We start from the raw sequence: 23,438 nt of genomic DNA, 5'->3' as shown, positions 1-23,438 counted from the left end.
GACCCCACACCCGGCCCCGGCCACCTCGTCAAGGCCCGCTACACCCCCCTGCAAGCCCTCGTCCTCGGCGTCGACGAGCAGGAGTCCCCCCACCACGACACCCTGCGCGACGCCGACGACCTCGCCCACACCCCCGTCGTCGTCGCCGACCTCCACTCCGCCCTGCCCGCCGTCGTCGCCGGCGCCCGCCACGCCGCGGCGCTCGCAGGCCGCCCCACCCCCCGCATCGCCTACGTCATGACCGACGGCGGCGCCCTGCCCGCCGCGTTCTCCCGCACCATCGCCACCCTGCGCGACACCGGCTGGATCGACACCTGCATCACCGTCGGCCAAGCCTTCGGCGGCGACCTCGAAGCCGTCACCGTCCACACCGGCCTCCTCGCCGCCCACCACGTCACCGGCGCCGACCTCGTCGTCGTCGCCCAAGGACCCGGCAACCTCGGCACCGGCACCCGCTGGGGCTTCTCCGGCGTCGCCGCCGGAGAAGCCCTCAACGCCGTCGCCACCCTCCGCGGCCGACCCGTCGCCTCCCTGCGCGTCTCCGGCGCCGACCCCCGCGACCGCCACCTCGGCATCTCCCACCACTCCCTCACCGCCTACGGCCGCGTCGCCCTCGCCCCCAGCGACCTCCCCCTGCCCGTCCCCGCCCCCGACATCGAGAACCTCCCCGGCTGGGGCCCCGACCTCACCGCCCGTATCACCCACCAGGCCCACACCCTCGCCGCCCCCACCGGCCGCCACCACCCCGTCCACGTCCCCGCCGGACCCGACCTCCTCCACGCCCTGCACGACACCCCCGTCCGCCTGTCCACCATGGGCCGCGGACTCGACACCGACCCCGCCGCCTTCCTCACCGCCGCCGTCGCCGGCGCCCACGCCGAGTCCCTCAGACCCGCATGACCACCACGCAGGGGGACCACGACCACCGCCGGCCCGGCCCGGCCCGCTTCACCGCCGTCACCGCCCTGGCGCTCGCGGCCGTCCTCGCCGCCGCGACCAGCGCCCCCTGGAGCTGGGACGCACCCGCCTGGCTCAGCAGCCTCGCCCGCGACCCCACCGGCCCACCGCCCGAGAACGTGCCCCAGGAAGCCGCCACCGCACCGCAACGGATCGAGATCCCCGTCGACGCGACCGGCATGTCCTTCGACACCTACCTCCTGTGGTTCCTCGGCGCCGTCCTCCTCGTGGTCCTCGTCGTCCTCGCACGCCGCCACCTCCCACGGCTCCTCGTCCGACGACGCCACCGCGACCTCCTCCTCGCCCCACCCGGCGACACCGCACACCTCCCACAGGACCAGGTCGTCCCCGAGCTCCGCGACGCCGTCCACCGCGTCCGCACCCACCTGAGCACCCCCGACGCCGACCCCCACGACGCCGTCGTCGCCGCCTGGGTCGCCCTCGAGCACGCCGCCGCCCGCGCCGGCACCCGACGCGACCCCGCCCAGACCCCCACCGAGTTCACCACCGCCGTCCTCACCAGCACACCCGCCGACCCCCACGCCGTCGCCACCCTGCGCCGCCTCTACCACCGCGCACGCTTCGGCGAGAACCCCCTCGGCACCACCGACCTCGACGCCGCCCGCCACGCCCTCACCCGCATCGCGACCGACCTCGGCGCCCCACCCGACACCGCCGCCCCCACCGACCACCGAGCACGACCGTGAACCCCCGCGCACACCGGACCCGCCTCCGCCCCACCCACCGGACCACCCTGCGCACCACTGCCACCGTCGTCGGGCTCGGCATCCTCCTCACCACCCTCGGCGCCTCCCCCGCCCACACCCTCACCCTCACCGCCCTCGGCATCGCCGCCACCCTGCTCCGACACCGCACCGGCTACGCCGGCGACACCGTCTGGCCCCACCTCCCCACCCACCGACGCGACGGCAACCGACGCGACGTCTCCGACCTCGGCTGGTCCGTCCTCGGACGCGACGGACGCGTCACCCCCTCCGCAGCACGCCGCATGCGCCACCTCACCGACCAGACCCTCCACCGCCACGGCACCGGACCCCTCCACGACCCCACGGCAGCACCCGACATCGCCCGCCTCCGCGGCCCCCGCGTCGCCCGCACCACCCACGACCTCACCACCACCGGACGCCTCCCCACCCCCGCCGAGCTGCGCGCCTGGCTCACCGCCCTCGACCGCCTCCCCACCACCCCGGACCGCCCCGACGAAGGGACACCCCGATGACCACCCACCCCGGTACCACGCCGCCCGCGACCCTCGACGTCCCCACCGTCGCCGCGCACGGCCACGCCGTCCTCGACGAGGTCGCCACCGCCGTCGTCGGAGCCCGCGAACCCCTCACCCTGGCGCTCGCGGCCGTCCTCGCCGGGGGCCACGTCCTGTTCGAGGACGTGCCGGGGCTCGGCAAGACCCTCGCCGCGCGCAGCCTCGCGCGCGCCCTCGGTCTCGACTTCACGCGCCTGCAGTGCACGCCCGACCTGCTGCCCTCGGACGTCACCGGCTCCTCCGTGTACGACCCCGCGACCCGGACCTTCGAGTTCCGGCCCGGGCCCGTGTTCACCGGGCTCCTGCTCGCCGACGAGATCAACCGCACCGCCCCCAAGACCCAGTCCGCGCTGCTCGAGTCCATGGCCGAGCGCCAGGTCACCGTCGAGGGCACCACGTACCCGCTGCCCCGGCCCTTCCACGTCGTCGCGACGTCGAACCCCGTCGAGCACGAGGGCACCTACCCGCTCCCGGAGGCCCAGCTCGACCGCTTCATGGTCCGGCTGTCCGTCGGGTACCCGGGCCGCGACGAGGAGCGCGAGGTCCTCGCCCGCCGCATCGCGCGCCGGCACGACGACCCCGTCGTGCGCCAGGTGGTCGACCGCGACACCGTCCTCGCCATGCAGGCCGCCGTCGAGCAGGTCGACGTCCACCCCGACGTCCTCGCCTACTGCGTCGACCTCGCCGCCGCGACCCGCACCCACCGCGACCTCGAGGTCGGCGCGTCGCCCCGCGGTTCCCAGAACCTCGCGCTCCTCGCGCGCGGCGTCGCCGTGCTCGACGGGCGCGACGTCGTGCTCCCCGAGGACGTCAAGCGCGTCGCCGTCCCCGTCCTCGCGCACCGCCTCACCCTCACGCCCGGCGCCTGGGCCGCCGACCTGCGCCCCGAGGCGCTCGTCGACGACCTCCTGCGCACCGTCCCCGGACCCGCCACCGTCGGCCGGGCCGCATGACCGGCCCCGGGACGCCGGACCCCGACGCGCCTCCGCCGTGGCGCACCACCGTCCACCTCGGTGCCGGCCTCCTCCTCGGCACCACGCTCCTCGCGCTCGGCGTCCTCACGCGCCGACCCGACGTGGCGCTCCTCGGCGTCGCGCCCCTCCTCGCCACGGTCTGGGGCTGGACCCACCGGCCGCGAGGGCCCGTCACGCTCCGCGTCGCCCTCGACCCCGCCGCGGCTCCCGGGACCGTCACCGCGCGCACGCACGCCCACGTCCCTCCGGGCGTCGAGCTGCTGCGCCTGCGCGGCGTCGCCCCCGGCTGCCTCGTCACCGAACGCCTCGTCGACGTCACGCGCGGCTCGCGCGACCTCGCCTGGCACGCCCCGTCGGTCCGCACCGGCCCGACCGACACCCTGCGCGTCGACCTCGCCGCCTACGGGCCCGACGGCGTCGAGGAGCAGCCTCCGCACGTCGCCGCCGGACCGCGGCGCCTCGTCCTGCCCCGCGCCACGCCGCTCGGCCGCACGCCCCTGTCCTCCCGCCTGCGCGGGCTCTCCGGTCCCCGCACCTCCCGCCGGCCCGGAGGCGGCACCGAGCTCCGCGACGTCGACGCGTACCGCCCCGGCGACCGCCTGCGCCGCATCGACTGGCGCGCCACGGCCCGTCGCGCACCCGACCTCGACACCCTGTACGTCCGCCGCACCTACGGCACCGCCGAGGCCACCGTCGTCCTCGTCGTCGACTCCCGGGACGACGTCGCCCCCGACCTCGCCACCTGGAACGGCGTCGGCGAGCAGCGCCCCGACGAGCCCACGTCCCTCGACCTCGCACGGCACGCCGCCGCGTCCGTCGCGCACGCCGTCCTCGCCGACGGCGACCGCGTCGCCCTGGACGACCTCGGTCGCCTCGCCCGACCCGTCCGCGCCGGCGGCGGACGACGCCACCTGCGCCGCATCCTCCACGGGCTCGCCCTCGCCCGGCCCGTCGGCGACCCCACCGCGCGCCACCGGCCGCCCCAGGTCGCGGCCGGCGCCGCCGTCTACCTCTTCTCCACCCTCCTCGACGACGAGGCGCCCCGCCTCGCCCACCAGTGGCACGACACGGGCCACGTGGTCGTCGTCGTCGACGTCCTCCCGCCCGTCAGCGTCGCCGACGTCGACGAGCACGTCGCCGTCGCCTGGCGCATCACCCGCCACGAGCGCGAGGCCCGCATCCACGACCTGCGCCGCCGGGGCGTCACCGTCGTCCGCTGGTACGACGGCACCCCCGACGCCGACGGCGCCCGCGGCGCGCTCGAGCTCGCCGCACGACGCCTCGACCGGCACCCCGCGGGCGCGACCCCGGGCGGTCGGCCATGAGGATGCCCACACGCCGCGAGACCGTCACCGCCGGGCCGCCGCCCCGGCTCGTCGTCGAGACGGGCCCCACGTTCCCCGCGTGGACGGCGCGCGCCGCCCTGCTCCTCCTCGCGACCGGGTTCGGGGCCGCCGCCCTCCAGGCGACCGGGCTCGCCCCGTCCTTCGTGTGGGGCGTCGCCGTCGGCCTCGGCATCGTCACCGCGTACCTCCCTGCCCCGCCCGTGCCCCACCTCCTCGTCCTCGTCGGCGGCGTCGTGCTCCTCGTGGACGGCACCGCGCCCTTCGACCCCGCCGTCCTCGCCCTCCTCCCGCTCGGGCACCTCGTGCTCCGCGCCGCATGGTGGAGCGATCACGTGCCGCCCGGAGCGCGCGCCGAGCTGCGCGCCCTCGCACCCGACCTGCGCCGCGTCGTCGTGCTCCAGGCCGCGCTGCTCGTCGTCGCGCTCGCCGTGCGGTCGGTCGCGCTGGCCGACGTCTCGTCCGCGGTCGCGGCGGCGCTCGGTGGCCTCGCCGTGCTCGGCGTCGTCCTGCTCGTGCGGCCGCGGGACTGAGCACTCGTCCTGCGAGGACCGCGCCCCGGCACCACGATGGACGCAGACGGCACCCGCGCCGTCGTCCCGCCGCCGTCCCGGCGCGCGTCACCGACCCCGAGGAGGCAACCCATGGCTGCTCGTTCCGACCTGCCGAAGTACACGGTCCCGTCGCTCACCCCTGAGGAAGGGGCCCAGGTCGCCGGGATCCTCCAGGAGCGGCTGCACGCGCTCAACGACCTGCAGCTCACGCTCAAGCACATCCACTGGAACGTCGTCGGCCCGCACTTCATCGCGGTCCACGAGATGATCGACCCCCAGGTCGACGCCGTCCGCGCGATGGTCGACGCGACCGCCGAGCGCATCGCGACCCTCGGCGTCTCCCCGCAGGGCACGCCCGGCGCGCTCGTCGCCGCCCGCACCTGGGAGGACTACTCCCTGGGTCGCGCCTCGACGATCGCGCACCTCGGCGCCCTCGACGAGGTGTACGTCGGCGTCATCACGGACCACCGCGAGGCAGCGGCCGCGACCGAGGAGCTCGACGACGTCACCAACGACCTGCTCATCGGGCACCTGCACGACCTCGAGCTCTTCCACTGGTTCGTCCGCGCGCACCTCGAGTCGACGGGCGGCGACCTCTCCACCGAGGGTGCGCGCACCGAGGCCGGCGCCGCGCGCAAGGCCGAGGAGGCGGCGGCCGGTCAGCCCTGACCCCGCTCCCTCTCCACCGCCGTCGTCCCGACGGCGACCGGGCCCCGCCACGCGAGTCGTGGCGGGGTCCTCGCTTTTCGGGGCTGGTTGGTGAGCTGTTCGCTCGGGGTGCTGGTGGTGTTAATGCGCTTGGCACACTATTTATTTTGAGAGGAGCGTAAGGTCGCGGCATGACCGATCCGCACGCCGCACCGCCGCCCGTCCGCCAGCTCCGGCTCGTCGTCGAGGCGGAGGACTACGACGCCGCCCTCGCGTTCTACCGCGACGTCCTGGGCCTCCCCCAGCAGATCGCCTACGCGGACGGCGAGGACGACCGGGTGGCGATCCTCGACGTCGGGCGCGCGACGCTCGAGATCGCCTCCCCCGGGCACGTGCGGGCGATCGACGACCTGGAGGTCGGGCGTCGCGTCGCGGGGCACCTCCGGGTCGCGCTCGAGGTGGACGACGCCGGGGGCGCGACCGACCGGGCCGTCGCCGCCGGGGCGTCGCTCGTCGCCCCGCCGACGCGCACGCCCTGGGGGTCGCTCAACTCACGCCTCGACGCCCCCGCCGGCCTCCACCTCACGCTGTTCCAGGAGCTCGGCGGCGAGGAGGGCGTCCCGCCCGGCGTCGTCGCCGAGACCGGGCCCGGCGACGATCCCGCTCCCCGCCGGGGCTGACGCCTCGACCCAGGCCCGCCGGACCTGCTCGAATCGCGTCGGGAGCGGCGCCCGCACGGCCCCGTAGCGCGCGTTCGTGCGGTGCACGAACCGCCGCCACGACAGCACGAGGCCCTGCTTCGTGATGGGCAGGCCGCTGGACACCGTGACGCCGTTGTCGTGCGTGTGGTGGACCGTGAGCAGCAGCGCGCGCGGCACCGACCCCTCGAGGTCCGCCGCGAGCACCTTCCGCACCGCCATCCAGCGACGCAGCACGACGACGACGCTCGCGCTCAGCACGTGCTCGCGCACCGTGCGGTGCTTGCCGTGCGTGAGCACGACCCTCCCCTCCCCCGCGCGCTCCGTCGCCGGGCCGAGGTCGATCGCGTCGACCGTGCAGCGCAGCAGGTCGCCGTAGCGCGCGCCCGTGGCGCGCGTGAGGCCGGCGATCACCGCGAGGCGCACGGTCTCCGGCTTCGCGGCCTCGACCATCGCCTCCGTCGCCAGCAGGCGCCACACCCACTCGGCCTCGTCGAGCGTGACGGTGGGGCGCGGGTAGCGGGACGCGGTGCCGGTGCCGGTGCTGGTGTCGGAGGTCGGTCGGCCCGTCGTGTCCGGGCTGGTGGGTGGCGTCGCGTCGTCGGGCATGGGTGGACCCTACCGCTTGGCACACTTTTTGTGTCGAGAGCGACTGGCGGGCGTGTCGCCGCCAGGCCCGCCGCGGCTCCCTGAACACCGAATTGAATACGTATGCAGAATGCTGCATACTCGTGTCCATGTCCAAGGTTCTCACCTCCCTGCCCGTGGGAGAGCGCGTCGGGATCGCGTTCTCCGGGGGCCTCGACACGTCCGTCGCCGTCGCGTGGATGCGCGACAAGGGCGCGGTGCCGTGCACCTACACCGCCGACATCGGCCAGTACGACGAGCCCGACATCGGCTCCGTGCCCGGTCGTGCGACCGCCTACGGCGCCGAGATCGCGCGCCTCGTGGACTGCCGCGCCGCGCTCGTCGAGGAGGGTCTGGCCGCGCTCGCGTGCGGCGCGTTCCACATCCGCTCCGGCGGACGCGCGTACTTCAACACCACTCCCCTGGGCCGCGCGGTCACGGGCACGCTCCTCGTCCGCGCGATGCAGGAGGACGACGTCCAGATCTGGGGCGACGGGTCGACCTTCAAGGGCAACGACATCGAGCGGTTCTACCGCTACGGGCTGCTCGCCAACCCGCACCTGCGCATCTACAAGCCGTGGCTCGACGCGGACTTCGTCGCGGAGCTCGGCGGGCGCAAGGAGATGTCGGAGTGGCTGCTGGCCCACGACCTGCCGTACCGGGACAGCACCGAGAAGGCGTACTCCACGGACGCGAACATCTGGGGCGCGACGCACGAGGCGAAGACGCTCGAGCACCTCGACACGGGCATCGAGACCGTCGACCCGATCATGGGCGTACGGTTCTGGGACCCGGCGGTCGAGATCGCGACCGAGGACGTGACGATCGGCTTCGTCCAGGGCCGTCCGGTGACGATCAACGGGGAGGAGTTCGAGTCGGCCGTCGCGCTGGTCCAGGAGGCCAACGCGATCGGCGGCCGTCACGGGCTCGGCATGTCCGACCAGATCGAGAACCGCATCATCGAGGCCAAGAGCCGCGGCATCTACGAGGCCCCCGGCATGGCGCTCCTGCACGCCGCGTACGAGCGCCTGGTCAACGCGATCCACAACGAGGACACCCTCGCGCAGTACCACACCGAGGGCCGCCGCCTCGGCCGCCTCATGTACGAGGGCCGGTGGCTCGACCCGCAGGCGCTCATGATCCGCGAGTCGCTCCAGCGCTGGGTCAGCACGGCCGTCACCGGCGAGGTCACGCTGCGCCTGCGCCGCGGCGAGGACTACTCGATCCTCGACACCACCGGGCCGGCGTTCAGCTACCACCCGGACAAGCTGTCGATGGAGCGCACCGAGGACTCCGCGTTCGGCCCGATGGACCGGATCGGCCAGCTCACCATGCGCAACCTCGACATCGCCGACTCGCGGGCCAAGCTCGAGCAGTACGCCGGCATCGGGATCGTCGGCACCACGCACGCGGCGCTCATCGGCGCCGTGCAGGCGTCCACCGAGCTCATCGGCGCGATGCCCGAGGGCGGCGCCGAGGTCATCGCGTCGCGCGGCATGGCCGAGGGCGACGACGCGCTCCTCGACCGCGCCGCGATGGAGTCCGGCACGGACTGACCGCCACGACGCCCACCGACGGCGCCCGGGTCGACGACCGACCCGGGCGCCGTCGCGGCTAGGCTCGCAGGGTGAGCGCGGGCACCGGGGAGCTGTGGGGGACGATCGCCGGACCCGTCGACCACGAGCTGGTCGTCAAGAAGTCCCGCTTCCTCGCGCACCTCTCCCCCGTCCCGTCCGTCGCCGCGGCCGACGCCGTCGTCGCGCGCGTGCGCAAGGAGCACTGGGACGCGCGCCACCACTGCGTCGCGCTCGTCGTCGGCCCGCACGCCGACCAGCAGCGCTCCACCGACGACGGCGAGCCCTCCGGCACCGCCGGCATCCCCATGCTCGAGGTGCTGCGGCACCGCCACGTGACCGACGTCGTCGCCGTCGTCACGCGATACTTCGGCGGCGTCCTGCTCGGAGCCGGCGGCCTCGTGCGCGCCTACTCGAGCGCGGTGAGCGAGGCGCTCGACCTCGCGCGACCCGTGCGCCGCGCCGTGCTCACCGCGGTGCACGTCGACGCCCCGCACGCCGACGCCGGGCGCCTCCACGGCGTCCTGCGCGACTGGTGCGACCACCACCACGGCACGCTCGAGGGCGTCGACTACGGCACGACGGCCGCGTTCACCGTCCTCGTCCCCCCGGCCGAGCTCGACCGGTTCGACGCCGACCTCGCCGCCGCGTCGTCCGGCGCCCTCGTCGCGCGCCGGGGCGACAGCCGCGTCGTCGACGTCCCCGCCTGAGCGCGCCCGCGCAGGAACCCCGCACACCGCGAGGTAGAGCCGTGGTCGGCCGAGGTAGAGCCGTAGTCCAGGGAGATAGAGCCGTAGTCGCGCGAGGTAGAGGCCCGGTCACGCGAAGAAGAGCCGTCGTCGCGCGAAACCGATCTGCCCGCAGACCGACGATTGCTCGCTCGACCCGTCGGCGCAGGCGACCACGACAAGCCGGGCCGCCACCGCCGTCGGGCCGAGAGCCGAGGCGAGCCGAGGCGAGCCGAGGGCAGCGCACCCGCCCGGCGCGTGCAGCGCCCGACCGACCACGCCTCTACCCCGGCCGACCGGGCCTCTACCTCGGCCGACCACGCCTCTACCCCGGCCGACCGGGCCTCTACCTCGGCCGACCACGCCTCTACCCCGGCCGACCTAGCCTCTATCCCGGCCGACCACGCCTCTACCTCGGCCGACCCAGGCTCTCCCCCGGCGTCAGGCGCTGACGCCGTCCGGGCCGACGACGGCGCCGTCGGGGACGCGGGCGGAGCCGCCCGGGTCGGCGAGCTCGGCCTCGCCGGTGACCGTCACGCCGGAGCCGAAGGTCCAGTCCCCGCGCACCGTGAGCGAGCGGGCCGCGCGCAGGGACGGGGTGCCGTCGTCGAACCGGGCGTCGAACGCGGCGATGGTCTTGTAGTGGGCCGGGTCGAGGTCCACGAACGGCGCGTCGGTGCGCGCGACGAACCGGTACGCGTCGTCGAGGTCGTAGACGTCCGAGCGGAGCACGAGGAGGTCGTTCGTCGTCTTCACCGGCAGGAACCGGTCGCGGCCGACCTCGATCGCGACGGCGCCGTCGAACACCTCGACCGCGGCCCCCATGGCGGACTCGATCTGCACGACCTCGGCCGACGACGGGTCGGTCGGGTCGACGGTCTTGGTGTTCTTGATGAGCGGGAGCTCGAGCACCCCGCCGGTGCGGTCGAGCTCGGCCGACAGCGCCTCGAGGTCGAACCACAGGTTGTTGGTGTTGAAGTACCGGTGCCGGCTGATGTCGGCGGCGGCGTCCTGGTCCTCGGCCGGGGTCTGCGCCGTCTCGCGCAGGACGAGGCGCCCGTCGCTGCGGCGCACGACGAGGTGGCCGCCCTTGCGGTCCGCGGGCGTGCGGCGCGCGACCTCGGCGGCGAACGGCGCCCCGCTCGCGGCGAACCAGCCGGCCATCGCGGCGTCGGGCGCGGCGCCGAGGTTGTCGGAGTTCGAGACGCTCGCGTAGCGGTACCCGGCGTCGAGCAGCGCGCGCAGCGCGCCGGACGCGTAGAGGGCGGTGTACAGGTCGCCGTGGCCGGGCGGGCACCACTCCAGCTCCGGGTCGGCGGGCCAGTCGACGGGCGTGAGGTCGCTCGCGAGGATCTTGGGCTCGCGGTTCTGCAGGAAGTCGAGCGGGAGGTCGCCGACGGCGAGGTCGTCGTGCGGGGCGAGCGCGGCGAGCGTGTCGGCCTGCGTGCGGAACGAGTTCATGAGCAGCAGCGGCAGCGGCGCCCCGGTCGCGCGCCGCGCGGCGCGCACCTGCGCGACGATGACGTCGAGGAAGGTCAGCGGCCCGCCGTCGGGGTGCTGGGGGTCGGCGTCGCGCACCGTGAGGAGCGACTTGGCGCGGTCCATGCCCATCGACGTGCCGAGCCCGCCGTTGAGCTTGATGACCGCCGTGCGGCGCAGCGCCTCGCGGGCGGCGTCCTCGGGCACCTCGAGCTCGTCGCGGTGCGTGACGTCGGTGAGCGGCTCGACGTCGGCCTCCGGGATCATGCCGGTCGCGCCGGACTCGAGGAGCCGGTAGAAGCGGGCGAAGACGTCGATGGCGGCGGGCGCGACGCCCGCGTCGCGCATGCGGTCGGTGGACTGGCTCAGGCCCTGGCTGCTCATGCCCCGATGGTAGGGGCGCGACGCGGTCGTGGCCCGGCGCGGGGACGGCCGGACCGCGGGTGAGACAGGGCTCACAGCCCTACCGTGGGCAGATGGCGGACGTCCTGCCCGACGACGTGGCGACCTGGCTCGGGTCGTGGTTCTGGGCGCCCGGCTACGACGTCGCGCGCGAGGTGCTGCAGCGCGGCACGGCGGCGATCCTCGTCGTCGCGTTCCTCGTCGTCGTGCGGCAGTGGCGCCCGCTGCTGGGCGAGCGTGGGCTGCTGCCCGCCGCGACGTTCGTGGCGCGCACGACGTGGCGCGACGCCCCGAGCGTGCTCCGGTGGCGGTGCTCGGACCGGTTCGTCATCGCGCTCGCGTGGGGCGCGGCAGGACTGGCGGCGCTCCTCGTCGTGGGGGTCCCGCAGCGCGGGCCGTGGTGGCTGACGACGCTCGCCTTCCTCGTGCTGTGGGCCGTCTACCTGTCGGTGGTGAACGTCGGGCAGCGGTTCTACGGGTTCGGCTGGGAGTCGCTGCTGTGCGAGGTGACGTTCCTCGTGGGGTGGCTGGGCTCGTCCGGCGAGGGCGCCCCTCCCCCGCTGCTCGTGCTGCTCCTCGCCCGCTGGTGCCTGTTCCGGGTCGAGCTCGGCGCGGGACTCATCAAGCTCCGCGGGGACCGCGCGTGGCGGGACCTCACGGCCCTGGAATACCACCACGAGACGCAGCCCCTCCCCGGCCCGTTCTCGTGGCACGCGCACCACCTGCCGCGGTGGTGGCACCGCGTCGAGGTGGCGGGCAACCACGTGACGCAGCTCGTCGTGCCCTTCGCGCTCTTCGCGCCGCAGCCGGTCGCGAGCGTCGCGGGCGGGGTCGTGGTGCTCACGCAGGCGTGGCTGCTCGTGACGGGCAACTTCGCGTGGCTGAACTGGCTGACGATCGTGCTCGGGCTCGGCGTCGTGAGCGACGGCGCGTGGGCCGCGGTCGGATCGTGGCTCGTACCCGCGCTCGGGCGCGGCGAAGATCCGGCGCCCGACGGCGGCGCCGCCCTGGGCGGCCCGGTCGCCCTGGTCGTGGCGGTGCTCGCGGTGTCGGTGCTCCTGCTCGTCCTCGGCGTGCGCCCGGCGCGCAACCTCGTCGCGCGTCGGCAGCTCATGAACGCGAGCTTCGAGCCGTTCCGGCTCGTCAACGCGTACGGCGCGTTCGGCTCGGTCTCGCGGCGTCGCGACGAGGTGGTCGTGGAGGGGACGACGGCCCGCTCCCCCGGTCCCGACGACTGGGTCGAGTACGCGTTCCGCGGCAAGCCGGGCAACGTGGGGCGCCGCCCGCCGCAGGTCGCGCCCTACCACCTGCGGCTGGACTGGCAGATGTGGTTCCTCGCGCTCGGGTCGCCCGGCACGCGGTGGTTCGAGGTGCTGCTGCTCCGGCTCCTGGAGGCCGACCGCCCGACCCTGCGCCTGCTCGCGGCGGACCCGTTCGCCGACGACCCCGACGGCCCCGCCCCGCGGTGGGTGCGGGCCCGCGTCTTCCGTTACCGGTACACGACGCGCGCCGAGCGGCGACGCACCGGCGACTGGTGGGTGCGCGAGGAGCGCGGGGCGCTCGTCGACCCGGTGGACCGCGAGCGGCTGCGGCTGCTCCTGGGCCCGCGGGCCTGAGCGGCCGGCGGGCGCGGCCGATCCCGTCCGGGGTGGCCGCGACGACGGCCCGGCAGTGTCCTACTCGAAGCGGGACGGGTCGCCCGCGCCGACGCGCACGACCTCGGGGGCGCCGTCGGAGAAGTCGACGACCGTCGTCGGCGCGCTGCCCCGCTCGCCGCCGTCCACGACCGCGTCGACGACGTGGTCGAGCTCCTCCTTGATCGCCCAGCCGTCGGTGAGCGCCTCGGTCGAGCCGGGGAGGATGAGCGAGCTCGACAGGATCGGCTCCCCGAGCGCGGCGACGATGGCCTGGGCGACGGTGTCCCCGGGGATGCGGACGCCCACGGTCTTCTTCTTGGGGTGCGCGAGGCGGCGCGGGACCTCGGACGTCGCGCGCAGGATGAAGGTGTACGGGCCCGGGGTGGCCGCCTTGATCGACCGGAACGCCGCGTTGTCGACCATGACGAAGTGGCCGAGCTGGGCGAAGTCGGCGCACACGAGCGTGAAGTGGTGCCGGTCGTCGAGGTGGCGGATGCGGCGGATGCGGTCGGCACCCTCGCGGTCGTCCATGCGGCAGCCGAGCGCGTAGCCGGAGTCGGTCGGGTAGGCCACGAGGCCGCCGTCCTCGAGGAGGGCGACGACCTGCGCGATCGCGCGCGGCTGCGGGTTGTCGGGGTGCACGTCGAGGTAGCGGGCCATGGGGCGAGCCTAGGCCCGGGTCCGCGGTCCGGCCGCCGGGACCGCCGTCGTCGCGCGCCCCGCCCCGAGGCGGCTAACGGGGCAGGTGCGCGGAGACGCGGCGCAGCTCCGCCGGGCTCGCGTTCCCCCCAGAGCAGACGACGCCGACGCGGCGCCCGGCGAACCGGTCGGGGTCGGCGAGGACGGCGGCGAGGGCGGCCGCGCCTGCGCCCTCGGCGACGGTCCGCGCCGCGGTGAGGTAGAGCGCGGCGGCGCGGTCGATCGTGTCGTCGTCGACGAGGACGAAGTCGTCGAGGTGCTCGCGCAGGACGGCCTGGGTGAGCGCGAAGCCGGTGCCGGTGGCGAGGCCCTCGGCGCGCGAGGTGTTGGGCCGGGCGACGAGGTCGCGCGCGCGCCACGAGTCGTGCGCGGCGGGCGACGCGGCGGACTGCACGGCGACCACCTCGAGCCCGGGGGCGAGCGCCTGGGCGACGAGGCAGGCCGCGGCCGCGCCGCTCCCCCCGCCCACGGGGACGACGAGCACGTCGAGGTCCGGCGCGTCGGCGAGGAGCTCGAGGTACGCCGTCGCGACCCCGGCGACGAGGAGGGGCTCGTTCGCCGCGCTGACGAGCCGGGACCCGTCCTCGGCCGCGAGCGCCGTGGCGTGCTCGCGGGCGTCGTCGAAGGTGGTGCCGGTGAGGACGAGGCGGGCGCCGAGGTCGCGGACGGCGTCTGCCTTGGTGGGGTTGGGGTGGGTGGGCATGACGATGGTGCAGGGGGTGGCGGTGGTGCGGGCGGCGTGGGCGACGGCCTGGGCGTGGTTGCCGGTGGAGAAGGCGGTGACGCCGTGGGTGCGCTCGTCGGGGGTGAGGCGCAGGAGGAGGTTGAGGGCGCCGCGGACCTTGAAGGCTCCGGTGGGCTGGTGGTTCTCGTGCTTGACGACGACGTGGGTGCCGGTGGCACGGTCGAGCGCGGGGTAGCTGCGGGTGGGGGTGGGCTGGAGGTGGGTGGCGAGGAGGCGGCGGGCGTCGAGGACGTCGCGCATCGTGGGCGGGGCGAGGTCTGCGGGGGGCATGGGTCCACGGTGCCGCGAGGCGTCTCATCGGTCCAATGCCTGTTCTGTGGCGACCGATCGACGGGATCTATGCTTCGCGCAGGAGGGTGTGGACGTGGACCTGACGCGGTTGCGGGTGCTGGCGGCGGTGGCGCGCGAGGGCTCGGTGACGGGGGCGGCGCGTGCGCTGCACTACGCGCAGCCGTCGGTGAGCCATCATCTGGCGCGCCTGGAGGCGGAGGTGGGGGTGCCGCTGACGGAGCGGCACGGCCGGGGCGTGCGGCTGACGGCGGCGGGTCGGCTGCTCGCGGCGCGGGCGGACGAGATCCTGGGGCGCGTGGGCGCGGCGCGCGAGGAGCTGGACGCCCTGGTGTCGTTGTCGGCGGGTCGGGTGCGTCTGGCCGCGTTCCCGTCGGCGCTGGCGACGCTGGTGCCCGACGTCGTGGGTCGCCTGGCGCGCGACCACCCGGGTCTGGGCGTGGGGCTGGTGGAGGCGGAGCCGCCGGAGGCGCTGGACGCGCTGCGGCGCGGTGCGGTGGACGTGGCGCTGGTGTTCGAGCACGACCGGTCGCCGCTGGACGTGGACGGGCTGCGCGCGGTGCCGGTGCTCGCGGAGGAGCTGTTCCTCGTGCAGGCGGGGGCCGGCCCGCACCCAGGCCCGCACCCGGGGACGCACCCCGGCACGCGCTCCGCCACGGACGGGGCCGCGGCGTCGTCCGTGGAGGGGGCGGTGGACCTCGCGCCGCTCGCGGACGCGGCGTGGATCGCGGGCTGCGAGCGGTGCCGGGCGGACCTGGTGGGCCGGTGCGAGCGGGCGGGGTTCACGCCGCGCGTCGCGTTCGAGACGGACGACTACGTCGCGGTGCAGGCGCTCGTGGCGTCGGGCGTGGGGGTGTCCCTGCTGCCTGCGCTGGCGCTGCGGGCGCACCGGGACCCGCGGGTGACGGTGCGGGCGCTGCCGGGGGCGGCGCGGCGCGTGCTCGCGGTCACGTACGGGGAGCGTCCGTCCCCGGGTGCGGCGGCCGTGGTCGAGGGTCTGGTGCGCGCGGCCGGCTGACCGTCATGCCGGCTGACCGTCAGCCGGGCACGACGACGGCGGGCGCCGCGAGGACGAGCAGCACGACGCACACGCCCGCGACGGCCATGGAGAGCGCGAACGGGGCGCGGCTGCGCGGGCGCACGACCCCGACGGCGCCGGCGGCGAGGGCGAGCACGACGGCGACGGCGCCCAGGGCCCACATCACGGGGCCGGGGGGCGTGGGCGGTGCGAGCACGACGAGCGCGGACGCCGCGGCGAGCAGCACGGGCGCGAGCACGGAGCTCGCGCGGCGCCCGAGCCGGTGCGGCAGGCCGCGCACGCCCGTGGCGGCGTCGTCCTCGAGGTCGGGCAGCGTGTTCGCGACGTGCGCGCCGACGCCGAGCAGCGCGGCGGCCGCGACGGCCCACGGGGCGGGGCGGCCCGCTCCGGGGGCGGCCAGCACGACGAACACGGCGAGCAGCCCGAAGGAGACGGCGTACGGGGCCCAGGACCACCACGTGGCCTTGAGCAGCGCGTTGTACGACCACGCGACCCCGACGGCGACGACGTGCACCACCCCGGGCAGCAGCCCGGTCGCGAGGGACAGCACGACGCACGCGCCGAGCGCCACGAGCGCCGCGGCGCGCAGGGTGGCCGCCGTGACGAGGCCCGTGACCACGGGCTTGTCGGCGCGGCCGACGGCGACGTCGCGGCGTGCGTCGAGCCAGTCGTTGGACCAGCCGACGGAGAGCTGGCCGGTGAGGACGGCGAGCGCGACGAGCGTCGTGGTGCGGGCGCCGGCGCCGATGCCCGCGGAGAGCGCGAGGGCGAACGCGGTGACCATCACGGTGGGCGGGAAGTGGCTCGCGACCACGAGGCCGCGCACGAGTCCTCGCGAGCGACCGGTCACCATGGCGGCAACCTAGCCCGCCGCCGGGTCGCGCGCCCGGCGCCCGGGCCGGTCGTCGCGGCTACCCCCTCCCCCCCGCGCGGGCGGACCGGGCCGGTGGGACGATGCGGGCATGTCGCGCGTCGTCGCCGTCGGGACCTCGCTTCCCGCGCATGCGTACCGCCAGGACGAGATCTCCCGGGTCACGAGCGAGCTGCTCACCGACGACCCGGTGCGCCGTGCGCTCACGCGCCGGCTGCACGCCCACGCGGGCGTCGAGACCCGTCATCTCGCGCTGCCCCTGGAGGACTACGGCGGGCTGTCGTTCGGCTCCGCCAACGACGCCTTCCTCGCGCTCGGGACCGACCTCGCGGAGCAGGCGTGCCGCGCGGCGCTCGACGACGCGGGCCTGCGCCCGGACGAGGTCGACCACGTGGTCCTCACCACCGTCACCGGCGTGGGCGCGCCGACGCTCGACGTGCTCGTCGCGGCCCGGCTCGGCCTGCGACCGGACGTGCGCCGCACGCCGTCGTTCGGGTGGGGCTGCGCCGGGGGCGCCGCAGGCCTGGCGCGGGCGGACGACCTGCTGCGCGGGCGCCCGCGCGACGTCGCGCTCCTCGTCGCCGTCGAGCTGTGCTCCTTGACGCTGCAGCGCACCGACCCGTCGACGGCGAACATCGTGGCGTCGGGCCTGTTCGGCGACGGCGCGGGGGCGGCCGTCCTCGTCGGGGACGAGCACCGCCTCGCCCGCCGCCCGGGCCCGTACGGACGGGCAGGCGCGGGCGCGCGCGCCCGGGGCGTGCGCGTCGTCGACTCGCGCTCGCACCTGCACGCCGGCACGACGGGCGACCTGGGGTGGCGCGTCGGCGACACGGGTTTCGAGATCGTGCTGTCGGCGCGTCTGCCCGAGCTCATCGGGGCGCACCTGCTGGGCGACGTCAAGGCCCTGCTCGCCGAGCACGACCTCGAGCCGGGCGACGTCGGGGCGTGGGTCGTGCACGCGGGCGGCCCGCGCGTCCTGGACGCGGTGCGCGACACCCTGGGACTCGCCGAGGAGGAGCTCGCGCTCAGCCGGGCGTCCCTGCGCGACGTCGGGAACCTGTCGTCGGCGTCGGTGCTGCACGTGCTCGGCGCGACCCTGGCCCGCACGGACGTGCCGCCCGGCGCGCCGGCCGTCCTCATGGCGTTCGGGCCCGGGGTGAGCACCGAGCTCGTCCTGCTGCGGCTCGACGGCCGCGGCCCCCGCCGGGCGCACGGGCCCGGTCACGCGGCCGGGCACGCGGTCGCGCGAGCCGAGGAGGGCCAGGGATGAGCCTCGCCTGGTACGTGGTGCTCGTCGGTGCCACCGCCGTCGAGCGGCTCGCCGAGCTCGTCGTCTCGGCGCGCAACGCCCGCTGGTCGTTCGCCCGGGGCGGCGTCGAGTCCGGCCGCGGCCACTTCCCCGCGATGGTCGCCCTGCACACGGGGCTGCTGCTCGCGTGCGTGGCCGAGGCGTGGCTCGCCGACCGGCCGTTCCTGCCGTGGCTCGGCTGGCCCATGCTCGTCCTCGTGCTCGCGAGCCAGGGCCTGCGCTGGTGGTGCATCGCGACCCTCGGGCCGCGGTGGAACACGCGCGTCATCGTCGTGCCGGGCCTGCCGCTCGTCGCGCGCGGCCCCTACCGGTGGCTGCGCCACCCCAACTACGTCGCCGTCGTGGTCGAGGGCGTCGCGCTGCCGCTCGTGCACTCGTGCTGGATCACGGCCGTCGCGTTCACGCTGCTCAACGCCGTGCTGCTCGCCCGCTTCCGCATCCCCGCCGAGGAGAGCGCCCTCGCCCGCGCGACCGCGGGCGGCGCCGCCGCGCACCCGGCCGTGCCGTGACCCCTCCCCGGTCGACCGCACGCCGCGCGACCGACCGCGACGTCGACGTGCTGGTCGTCGGCGGCGGGCCCGTCGGGCTCGCCGCCGCCCTGCACGCCCGCCGCGCCGGGCACGACGTCCTCGTGGTCGACCGCCGCGCGGGCGTCATCGACAAGGCGTGCGGCGAGGGCCTGCTCCCCGGCGCGCTCGCCGCGGTCCTCGCCCTCGGCGTCGACCCGCCGGGCCACCCGCTCGCCGGCATCAGCTACCGCGACGCCACCCGCCACGCCGACCACCCGTTCGCCGCCGGCCCGGGCCGCGGCGTGCGGCGCACCGCGCTGCACGCCGCCCTGCGCGAGCGCGCGCTCGCCGAGGGCGTCACGATCGAGCACGCCACGCTCCGCGCGCTGCGTCAGGACACCCGCGGGGTCGACGTCGTGCTCGGCGCGGCGCGAGCACCCGCCGGGGAGAACCCGGGGCCGGACGGCGGCGCGGACGAGGTCGTGCGGGCCGCCCGCGTGCTCGGCTGCGACGGGCTGCACTCCACCGTGCGCCGCCTGACCGGGCTCGACGCCCCGCCGCACGGGCGCGCCCGGTTCGGCCTGCGCACCCACTACCGGCTCGCCCCGTGGAGCGACCTCGTCGAGGTGCACTGGGCACCGCACGCCGAGGCGTACGTCACCCCGGTCGCGCCCGACGTCGTCGGCGTCGCCGTCCTCACCCACCGCGACGGCGCCCGCGGCGCGCCCCCGGACGCGCACCACGGGCTCGACGCGTTCGGCGAGCTCGCGGACCGCGTGCGCGACGCCCCCGTGCTCGGGCGCGTCCGCGGCGCGGGGCCGCTGCGCCAGCGTGCCCGACGCCGCACCGCCGGGCACGTGCGCCTCGTGGGCGACGCGTCCGGGTACGTCGACGCGCTCACCGGCGAGGGCGTGCGCGTCGGGCTCGCCCAGGCCGAGGCCGCCGTGCGCCACCTCGACGACCCGGCCGCGTACGAGCGCGCCTGGTCCCGCGCCACGCGCGACTACCGCGTCCTCACCTCCGGCCTGCTCGCCTGGGCGGGCAGCCCCGCCCGCCGCGCGATCGTGCCCGCCGCGAGCGCCGCGCCGTGGCTGTACGGGGCGGTCGTGGAGCGCCTGGCCCGCTGACGCGCGGCTCCGTGCCGGTCGCGGTACCCGCCCGCCGCCCTCGTCCGGCGAGCGGCCCGTCGTCTCGCCACGCCCCGGTGTGGGCGCCCGCCGCTACCGTGCGGCCATGACCTCGCTCGACCTGCACGTCGTCCCCGACCGCTTCCTGCTCGGCCACGTCCCGGGCGCCACGTTCCCCGAGGACGACGAGTGGGTCGCGCTCGTGCGCGCCCCCGAAGGGCTCACGGTCGTGCGGCACGCCTCGCCGTTCGACGACGCCGAGCGGTGGGCGGGCTTCTACGGCTCGGCCCACGGGCTGGAGACGTCGGGCGTGCTCGCGTCCGTCGTCGGGCCGCTGGGCGAGGCGGGCGTGCCGGTGTTCGTCGCGTCCACGTTCCACGCGGACCTCGTGCTGATCCCGGAGGTGCGGCTCGAGCAGGCCACCCGGGTGCTGCGCGACGCCGGGCACGCGGTCGCCGCTCCTCGGTGACCCCGGGGCGCCGCCCGTCGTCGTGCCTGGCCCCTGCACCGTTAGCATGCGCGGATGCGAGCGCGAGGGTGGGTGGCGGCAGCGGCCGTGGTGCTGAGCACGGCGGTCCTGGTCGGGTGCGGGTCCGGCGGTGCCGGCCCGACGGACGGGACCGAGGAACCGGAGGCGGCGAGCAGCGCTGCGCCGTCGCCCGCCACGGACGCCCCGGCGCAGGACGGCGCCCCGGACGACGCCGCGACCTGCGTCGCCTACAGCGACGTCATGACGATCGTGGAGAACGCCGACCTCGGCCTCGCCGACGGCCGCATGGCGGAGCAGGAGCGGGACGGCTGGTACGAGCTCGCCACCCGCGTGCTCGGCCGCCTGCGGTCCGGCGGGGACAGCGCCGTGCAGACGGCGGTCGGCGACCTCCAGGCGGCCGCGCCGGCCGTCGCGGTCGGGACGTTCGCCGAGTCGACCGGGGTGGGGTCCCCGGAGTGGTCGCAGGCCCAGGCTGACCTCGGCGACGCGTGCGAGGCGCTCGGGACTCCGCTGACGATCGCCCCCTTCACCGGCGGCTGACCCGACGCCCGGCCGCCGCGCCACCGCGCGCGGGGACCGCGGCACCGCGCTCGGCGGCGCAGCCGGTCACTCCAGCGCCGCTGCCCTCTCCGCCTGGTCGAGCAGGTCGCGCGCGCGGTCGCGCGACAGGAACGCGAGGAGGGCGTCCTTCTCCCCCACGCGCACCCGCTCGGCGACCTCGAAGCCGAGGGCCCGCATCCGGGCGTGCGCCCGCTCGTTCGCCGCGTCCGGCTCGACGACGATCCGGTCCACCCGCGGGTCGGCGAGGCAGAACGCGACGACCAGCGGACCGACGGCGGCCCACAGGTCCGCCCCGCGCGGGCCGCGCCCGCCGAGCAGGAAGTGCAGCCCGACGTCGCCCGGCGCCACCGCGTACGCCTCCCCGACGGGGTCGTGCTCCGGCTCGTAGGTCTGCAGGAGCGCGACCGGAGCGTCGTCCCACCGCACGAGGAACGCGTGGTGCGTCGGCAGCGAGCCGACGTAGGCGTACAGGTCCCGCAGCTCCGTCCGGGACAGGTCCCCGAGGCCCCAGAAACGGGCCCACGGCCGGGTCACCCAGGCGTGCAGCACGTCGAGGTCCGCGTCCGGGTCGAGGACGCGCAGCGTCAGGCGGCCGCCGCCCGGCGCGTGGTGCGTGAGGAGCAGCTCCCCGGGCGCGCCGGTGGGCAGGCGGCCGGGGGCGGGCAGGTCGGTCGCGGTCATCGGGTCTCCTCGTGGCGCAGCAGGGCCCAGTCGGTCACGACGGGCACGGTCTCGGCGTCGGCCCAGGCGGCGAGCCGGTCGGTGAAGTGGGGCGAGCGCGGGTCGCCGCTCGCGCCGAACGGCACGCCCCAGCGGCTCGCGTCCCGGTCGGCGAGGTCCCACACCCAGCGCGCGACCGACCCGCGCACGCACACGTCGCTGACCCCCGGCACGCTCGCGGTGCAGCGCACGGTGTCCGTGTCGCCCCCGAGCGGCACGTCCGGCACGCGCGGGACCGGCGCGCCCGGCACGTCGAGGAGCACGTGCAGCCCGAGCACGCGGTGGGTGTCGCCCCACACCGGGACCGGGCCCGACGCGTCGTCCCGCGCCCGCACGACGTCGGCGAGCGCGGCCCACGCGAGCGCGGCGCCGTCGATCCCGAGCCACGCGGCGCCGAGGAGCGCGGGCAGCGCGTCGGCGACGCGCGCGGTGACCGACAGCCACGGCGCGAAGACCGGGTCGAGGCCGTGGGGCGCGTGCAGCGGCGCGAGCGCGGGGTGCGCCGCGACCCGGCCGACCAGCGCGCCGCGCCAGGCCGCGAAGAGCGCAGCGTCGGCGCTGTCCGCGTCCATGCGGCGGTCCCACGCGCGCAGCCGCGCCGCCGCGTGGACCGTCGCGGGGTCGGGACGCGCGGTCGTGCTGTCGTCGGCCCCGGCCTCGTCGCCCGAGGCGTAGGCGTCGCGGTCGAGCCACCCGAGCAGGTCGTCCGCGCCGCCGAGCAGCGTGTCCGCGTGGACGCGCGACTGGTCCGCCGCGGTCGCGTCGTCACCCGCGGCCGCGAGGAGCGCCCGGATCCGGCGGGCGCGGTGCGGCGGGGCGTACGTGCGGCCCAGGTCGAGGTCGGGCCGCGCGGGCCGCTCGTTCGCGTCGACCGCGACGTCGGCGACGACCACGGGCGGGGGCGGCACGACCCACGGGCGGGCGCGCCCGGCGTCGGCCCACCCCGGCAAAGGCAGCGTGCGCTCGGTCGGGTCGCGGCGGGGCACGCGCCCCGCCGTCACCGACAGCACCGTCGCGCGGTCCGCCGCCAGCACGCGGTCCACCGGGTCGACCCACGTCGCGAACGCGTCCGTGACGTCGCGCGCGGACCCGGCCCGCAGGAGCCGTCGCCACGCGGCGACCCCGAGGTCGGCGTCCACGCGTGCGGGCAGGCGCACCGCGAACGTCCGGCCCGGGTCGTCGGGCCCGCCCGTGACGACGACGCCGCGCGCCGTCTCGATCGTCTCCACGCGGTGCTCGACCGGTCCGCCCGGCGCGCGCACGCGGATCGCGGCGACGACGACGTCCGCCGGCTCCGGACCGTCCGGCCCCTCCGCGACGACACCGCCGTCCGTGGTGCGGTGCAGCCGCTCCGCGACGACGTCCACCTGGTGCGCCATCGCGTTCGTCACGCCCCACGCCGCCGCGCCCGCGTGCCCGAAGTGCGGGACCCCCGGGACGCCCGGGAATGCGAGCCCGACGACGTCGTACGCGTCGCACGCCAGGCGCACCTGCTGGTAGACGCCCGGCAGCTCCAGGAGGCGGTGCGGGTCGCCCGCGAGCAGCGGCGCCCCGCCGCGCGTGCGCGCGCCCGCGAACGCCCACGCGTTCGACCCCGAGCCGGGGCCGCCGTCGACGGCGAGCAGGTCGAGCACCGTGGTGAGGGGAACGTCGGGCCGGGAGCGCGCGACCTCGGCCCCGAGCGTGCGCGCGACGTGGTCGCGCCACAGCACGTGCGGGAAGCCGGAGAACAGGACGTGCGCGACGAGGAAGACGCCGAGCGGCGCCCACGCGGGCCACGGCTCGTGCGGCGGCAGGTCGCCCCCTCCGGGCCAGGCCGCGTCGGCGAGGGCGTGCATCTCGGGCACGTCGCGCCCGCGCTCGAGACCGTCGTTCACGCCCGCGGTGTACGCGTCGACCCAGACGCGGTCGTCGTCCGCGAGCGCCGCGTAGGCGCGGCGCGCGGTGTCGGCGAGGCGGACGCGGTGGGCGAACCGGTCCCACGCGAGGCCCGGCTCGCCCAGGCGCTCGGCGAGCCGCCCCTCGGCGCGCCACCGGTCGACCTCGATCTGCCAGCCGCGGTCGACCGCGGTGACGTACCCCTGGCCGCGCGCGAGCGCGAGCTCGTCGGCGGCCCGCACGTGCGGGACGCCCCACGCGTCGCGGTGCACGGAGAACCCGCCGGGGTTCGCCGTCAC

General features: G+C 76.8%; 23 protein-coding genes. 17 read left to right on the top strand and 6 right to left on the bottom strand.

The annotated features are described in order from the left end of the window. The 10 genes from ACI769_RS18660 to ACI769_RS18615 all read left to right on the top strand — a co-directional run. On the top strand, positions 1–900 hold a 900-nt coding region (locus ACI769_RS18660; protein WP_409142088.1), incomplete at its 5' end, for a DUF3866 family protein. Further along, positions 897–1,664, top strand: a complete 768-nt coding sequence (locus tag ACI769_RS18655) for a DUF4129 domain-containing protein (RefSeq protein ID WP_085387949.1) — start codon at positions 897–899, stop codon at positions 1,662–1,664. The genes ACI769_RS18660 and ACI769_RS18655, both read left to right, overlap by 4 nt. Then, on the top strand, positions 1,661–2,197 hold the full coding sequence (locus ACI769_RS18650; protein WP_409142087.1) for a hypothetical protein: 537 nt from the start codon (positions 1,661–1,663) through the stop codon (positions 2,195–2,197). Before ACI769_RS18655 ends, ACI769_RS18650 begins: the two co-directional genes overlap by 4 nt. Then, positions 2,194–3,192, top strand: a complete 999-nt coding sequence (locus ACI769_RS18645; protein ID WP_085387947.1) for a MoxR family ATPase — start codon at positions 2,194–2,196, stop codon at positions 3,190–3,192. Before ACI769_RS18650 ends, ACI769_RS18645 begins: the two co-directional genes overlap by 4 nt. After that, positions 3,189–4,538: a DUF58 domain-containing protein gene (locus tag ACI769_RS18640; protein ID WP_409142086.1), complete on the top strand. Its 1,350-nt coding sequence runs from the start codon at positions 3,189–3,191 to the stop codon at positions 4,536–4,538. The genes ACI769_RS18645 and ACI769_RS18640 overlap by 4 nt, the downstream gene beginning before the upstream one ends. Next, entirely contained in the window at positions 4,535–5,089 is a 555-nt protein-coding gene (locus tag ACI769_RS18635; RefSeq protein ID WP_409142085.1) for a hypothetical protein, read from the top strand. Before ACI769_RS18640 ends, ACI769_RS18635 begins: the two co-directional genes overlap by 4 nt. Positions 5,090–5,200: 111 nt before the next feature. After that, positions 5,201–5,779 carry a Dps family protein gene (locus tag ACI769_RS18630; protein ID WP_043654965.1) on the top strand — a complete coding sequence of 193 codons (579 nt, stop codon included), beginning with the start codon at positions 5,201–5,203 and terminating at the stop codon, positions 5,777–5,779. 170 nt (positions 5,780–5,949) lie between these two features. Continuing rightward, the gene (locus ACI769_RS18625; RefSeq protein ID WP_081600015.1) at positions 5,950–6,438 is read left to right on the top strand and encodes a VOC family protein; all 489 of its coding nucleotides are present in this window, start codon (positions 5,950–5,952) and stop codon (positions 6,436–6,438) included. Positions 6,439–7,193: 755 nt separating this feature from the next. Further along, on the top strand, positions 7,194–8,639 hold the full coding sequence (argG, locus tag ACI769_RS18620; RefSeq protein WP_085387943.1) for an argininosuccinate synthase: 1,446 nt from the start codon (positions 7,194–7,196) through the stop codon (positions 8,637–8,639). A 71-nt stretch (positions 8,640–8,710) separates the two neighbouring features. Next, positions 8,711–9,367, top strand: coding sequence for a YigZ family protein (locus tag ACI769_RS18615; protein ID WP_085387942.1), 657 nt, complete (start codon positions 8,711–8,713; stop codon positions 9,365–9,367). A gap of 459 nt (positions 9,368–9,826) precedes the next feature. On the opposite strand, the gene ACI769_RS18610 is transcribed toward ACI769_RS18615, so the two are convergent. Beyond that, complete coding sequence (locus ACI769_RS18610; RefSeq protein WP_085387940.1) at positions 9,827–11,248, bottom strand: UTP--glucose-1-phosphate uridylyltransferase; 1,422 nt, start codon at positions 11,246–11,248, stop codon at positions 9,827–9,829. A gap of 92 nt (positions 11,249–11,340) precedes the next feature. Here ACI769_RS18610 and ACI769_RS18605 point away from each other — a divergent pair, with 92 nt between their 5' ends. Then, positions 11,341–12,882: a lipase maturation factor family protein gene (locus tag ACI769_RS18605; RefSeq protein WP_085387939.1), complete on the top strand. Its 1,542-nt coding sequence runs from the start codon at positions 11,341–11,343 to the stop codon at positions 12,880–12,882. 60 nt (positions 12,883–12,942) lie between these two features. On the opposite strand, the gene ACI769_RS18600 is transcribed toward ACI769_RS18605, so the two are convergent. Together ACI769_RS18600 and ACI769_RS18595 are read right to left on the bottom strand one after the other, a co-directional pair. Then, positions 12,943–13,563, bottom strand: coding sequence for an L-threonylcarbamoyladenylate synthase (locus tag ACI769_RS18600; protein WP_085387938.1), 621 nt, complete (start codon positions 13,561–13,563; stop codon positions 12,943–12,945). Between the two features lie 73 nt (positions 13,564–13,636). Beyond that, positions 13,637–14,617, bottom strand: coding sequence for a threonine/serine dehydratase (locus tag ACI769_RS18595; protein WP_085387937.1), 981 nt, complete (start codon positions 14,615–14,617; stop codon positions 13,637–13,639). 94 nt (positions 14,618–14,711) lie between these two features. On the opposite strand from ACI769_RS18595, the gene ACI769_RS18590 reads away from it, so the two are divergent. Further along, positions 14,712–15,653 carry a LysR family transcriptional regulator gene (locus ACI769_RS18590; RefSeq protein WP_232322566.1) on the top strand — a complete coding sequence of 314 codons (942 nt, stop codon included), beginning with the start codon at positions 14,712–14,714 and terminating at the stop codon, positions 15,651–15,653. Positions 15,654–15,672: 19 nt separating this feature from the next. Here ACI769_RS18590 and ACI769_RS18585 read toward each other — a convergent pair whose 3' ends face one another. After that, on the bottom strand, positions 15,673–16,527 hold the full coding sequence (locus tag ACI769_RS18585) for a UbiA family prenyltransferase (protein WP_085387936.1): 855 nt from the start codon (positions 16,525–16,527) through the stop codon (positions 15,673–15,675). A gap of 109 nt (positions 16,528–16,636) precedes the next feature. Between ACI769_RS18585 and ACI769_RS18580 the strand changes: the two genes are divergently transcribed. The 5 genes from ACI769_RS18580 to ACI769_RS18560 all read left to right on the top strand — a co-directional run bounded on the left by ACI769_RS18580 (position 16,637) and on the right by ACI769_RS18560 (position 20,520). Continuing rightward, complete coding sequence (locus ACI769_RS18580) at positions 16,637–17,815, top strand: type III polyketide synthase (protein WP_085387935.1); 1,179 nt, start codon at positions 16,637–16,639, stop codon at positions 17,813–17,815. Next, positions 17,812–18,363 (top strand): isoprenylcysteine carboxyl methyltransferase family protein, encoded by a 552-nt coding sequence (locus tag ACI769_RS18575; RefSeq protein ID WP_043654944.1) that lies wholly within the window; start codon positions 17,812–17,814, stop codon positions 18,361–18,363. Before ACI769_RS18580 ends, ACI769_RS18575 begins: the two co-directional genes overlap by 4 nt. After that, positions 18,360–19,490 (top strand): NAD(P)/FAD-dependent oxidoreductase, encoded by a 1,131-nt coding sequence (locus ACI769_RS18570; protein WP_085387934.1) that lies wholly within the window; start codon positions 18,360–18,362, stop codon positions 19,488–19,490. The genes ACI769_RS18575 and ACI769_RS18570 overlap by 4 nt, the downstream gene beginning before the upstream one ends. 106 nt (positions 19,491–19,596) lie before the next feature. Continuing rightward, the gene (locus tag ACI769_RS18565) at positions 19,597–19,959 is read left to right on the top strand and encodes an ACT domain-containing protein (RefSeq protein WP_085388762.1); all 363 of its coding nucleotides are present in this window, start codon (positions 19,597–19,599) and stop codon (positions 19,957–19,959) included. 54 nt (positions 19,960–20,013) lie between these two features. Beyond that, a complete protein-coding gene (locus ACI769_RS18560) occupies positions 20,014–20,520 on the top strand; it encodes a hypothetical protein (RefSeq protein WP_409142084.1) in 507 nt (168 codons plus the stop codon). Positions 20,521–20,586: 66 nt separating this feature from the next. Here the strand turns inward: ACI769_RS18560 and ACI769_RS18555 are convergent, their stop codons facing one another. Both ACI769_RS18555 and ACI769_RS18550 read right to left on the bottom strand, forming a co-directional pair. Beyond that, the gene (locus ACI769_RS18555; RefSeq protein ID WP_085387932.1) at positions 20,587–21,222 is read right to left on the bottom strand and encodes a GNAT family N-acetyltransferase; all 636 of its coding nucleotides are present in this window, start codon (positions 21,220–21,222) and stop codon (positions 20,587–20,589) included. After that, positions 21,219–23,438: a penicillin acylase family protein gene (locus ACI769_RS18550; protein WP_085387931.1), complete on the bottom strand. Its 2,220-nt coding sequence runs from the start codon at positions 23,436–23,438 to the stop codon at positions 21,219–21,221. The genes ACI769_RS18555 and ACI769_RS18550 overlap by 4 nt, the downstream gene beginning before the upstream one ends.

Origin of the sequence: Cellulosimicrobium sp. RS (genome assembly GCF_046159675.1) — a bacterium.
Classification (GTDB): Bacteria; Actinomycetota; Actinomycetes; order Actinomycetales; family Cellulomonadaceae; genus Cellulosimicrobium; species Cellulosimicrobium funkei.
This window is presented reverse-complemented; position numbering and strand designations above follow the sequence as displayed.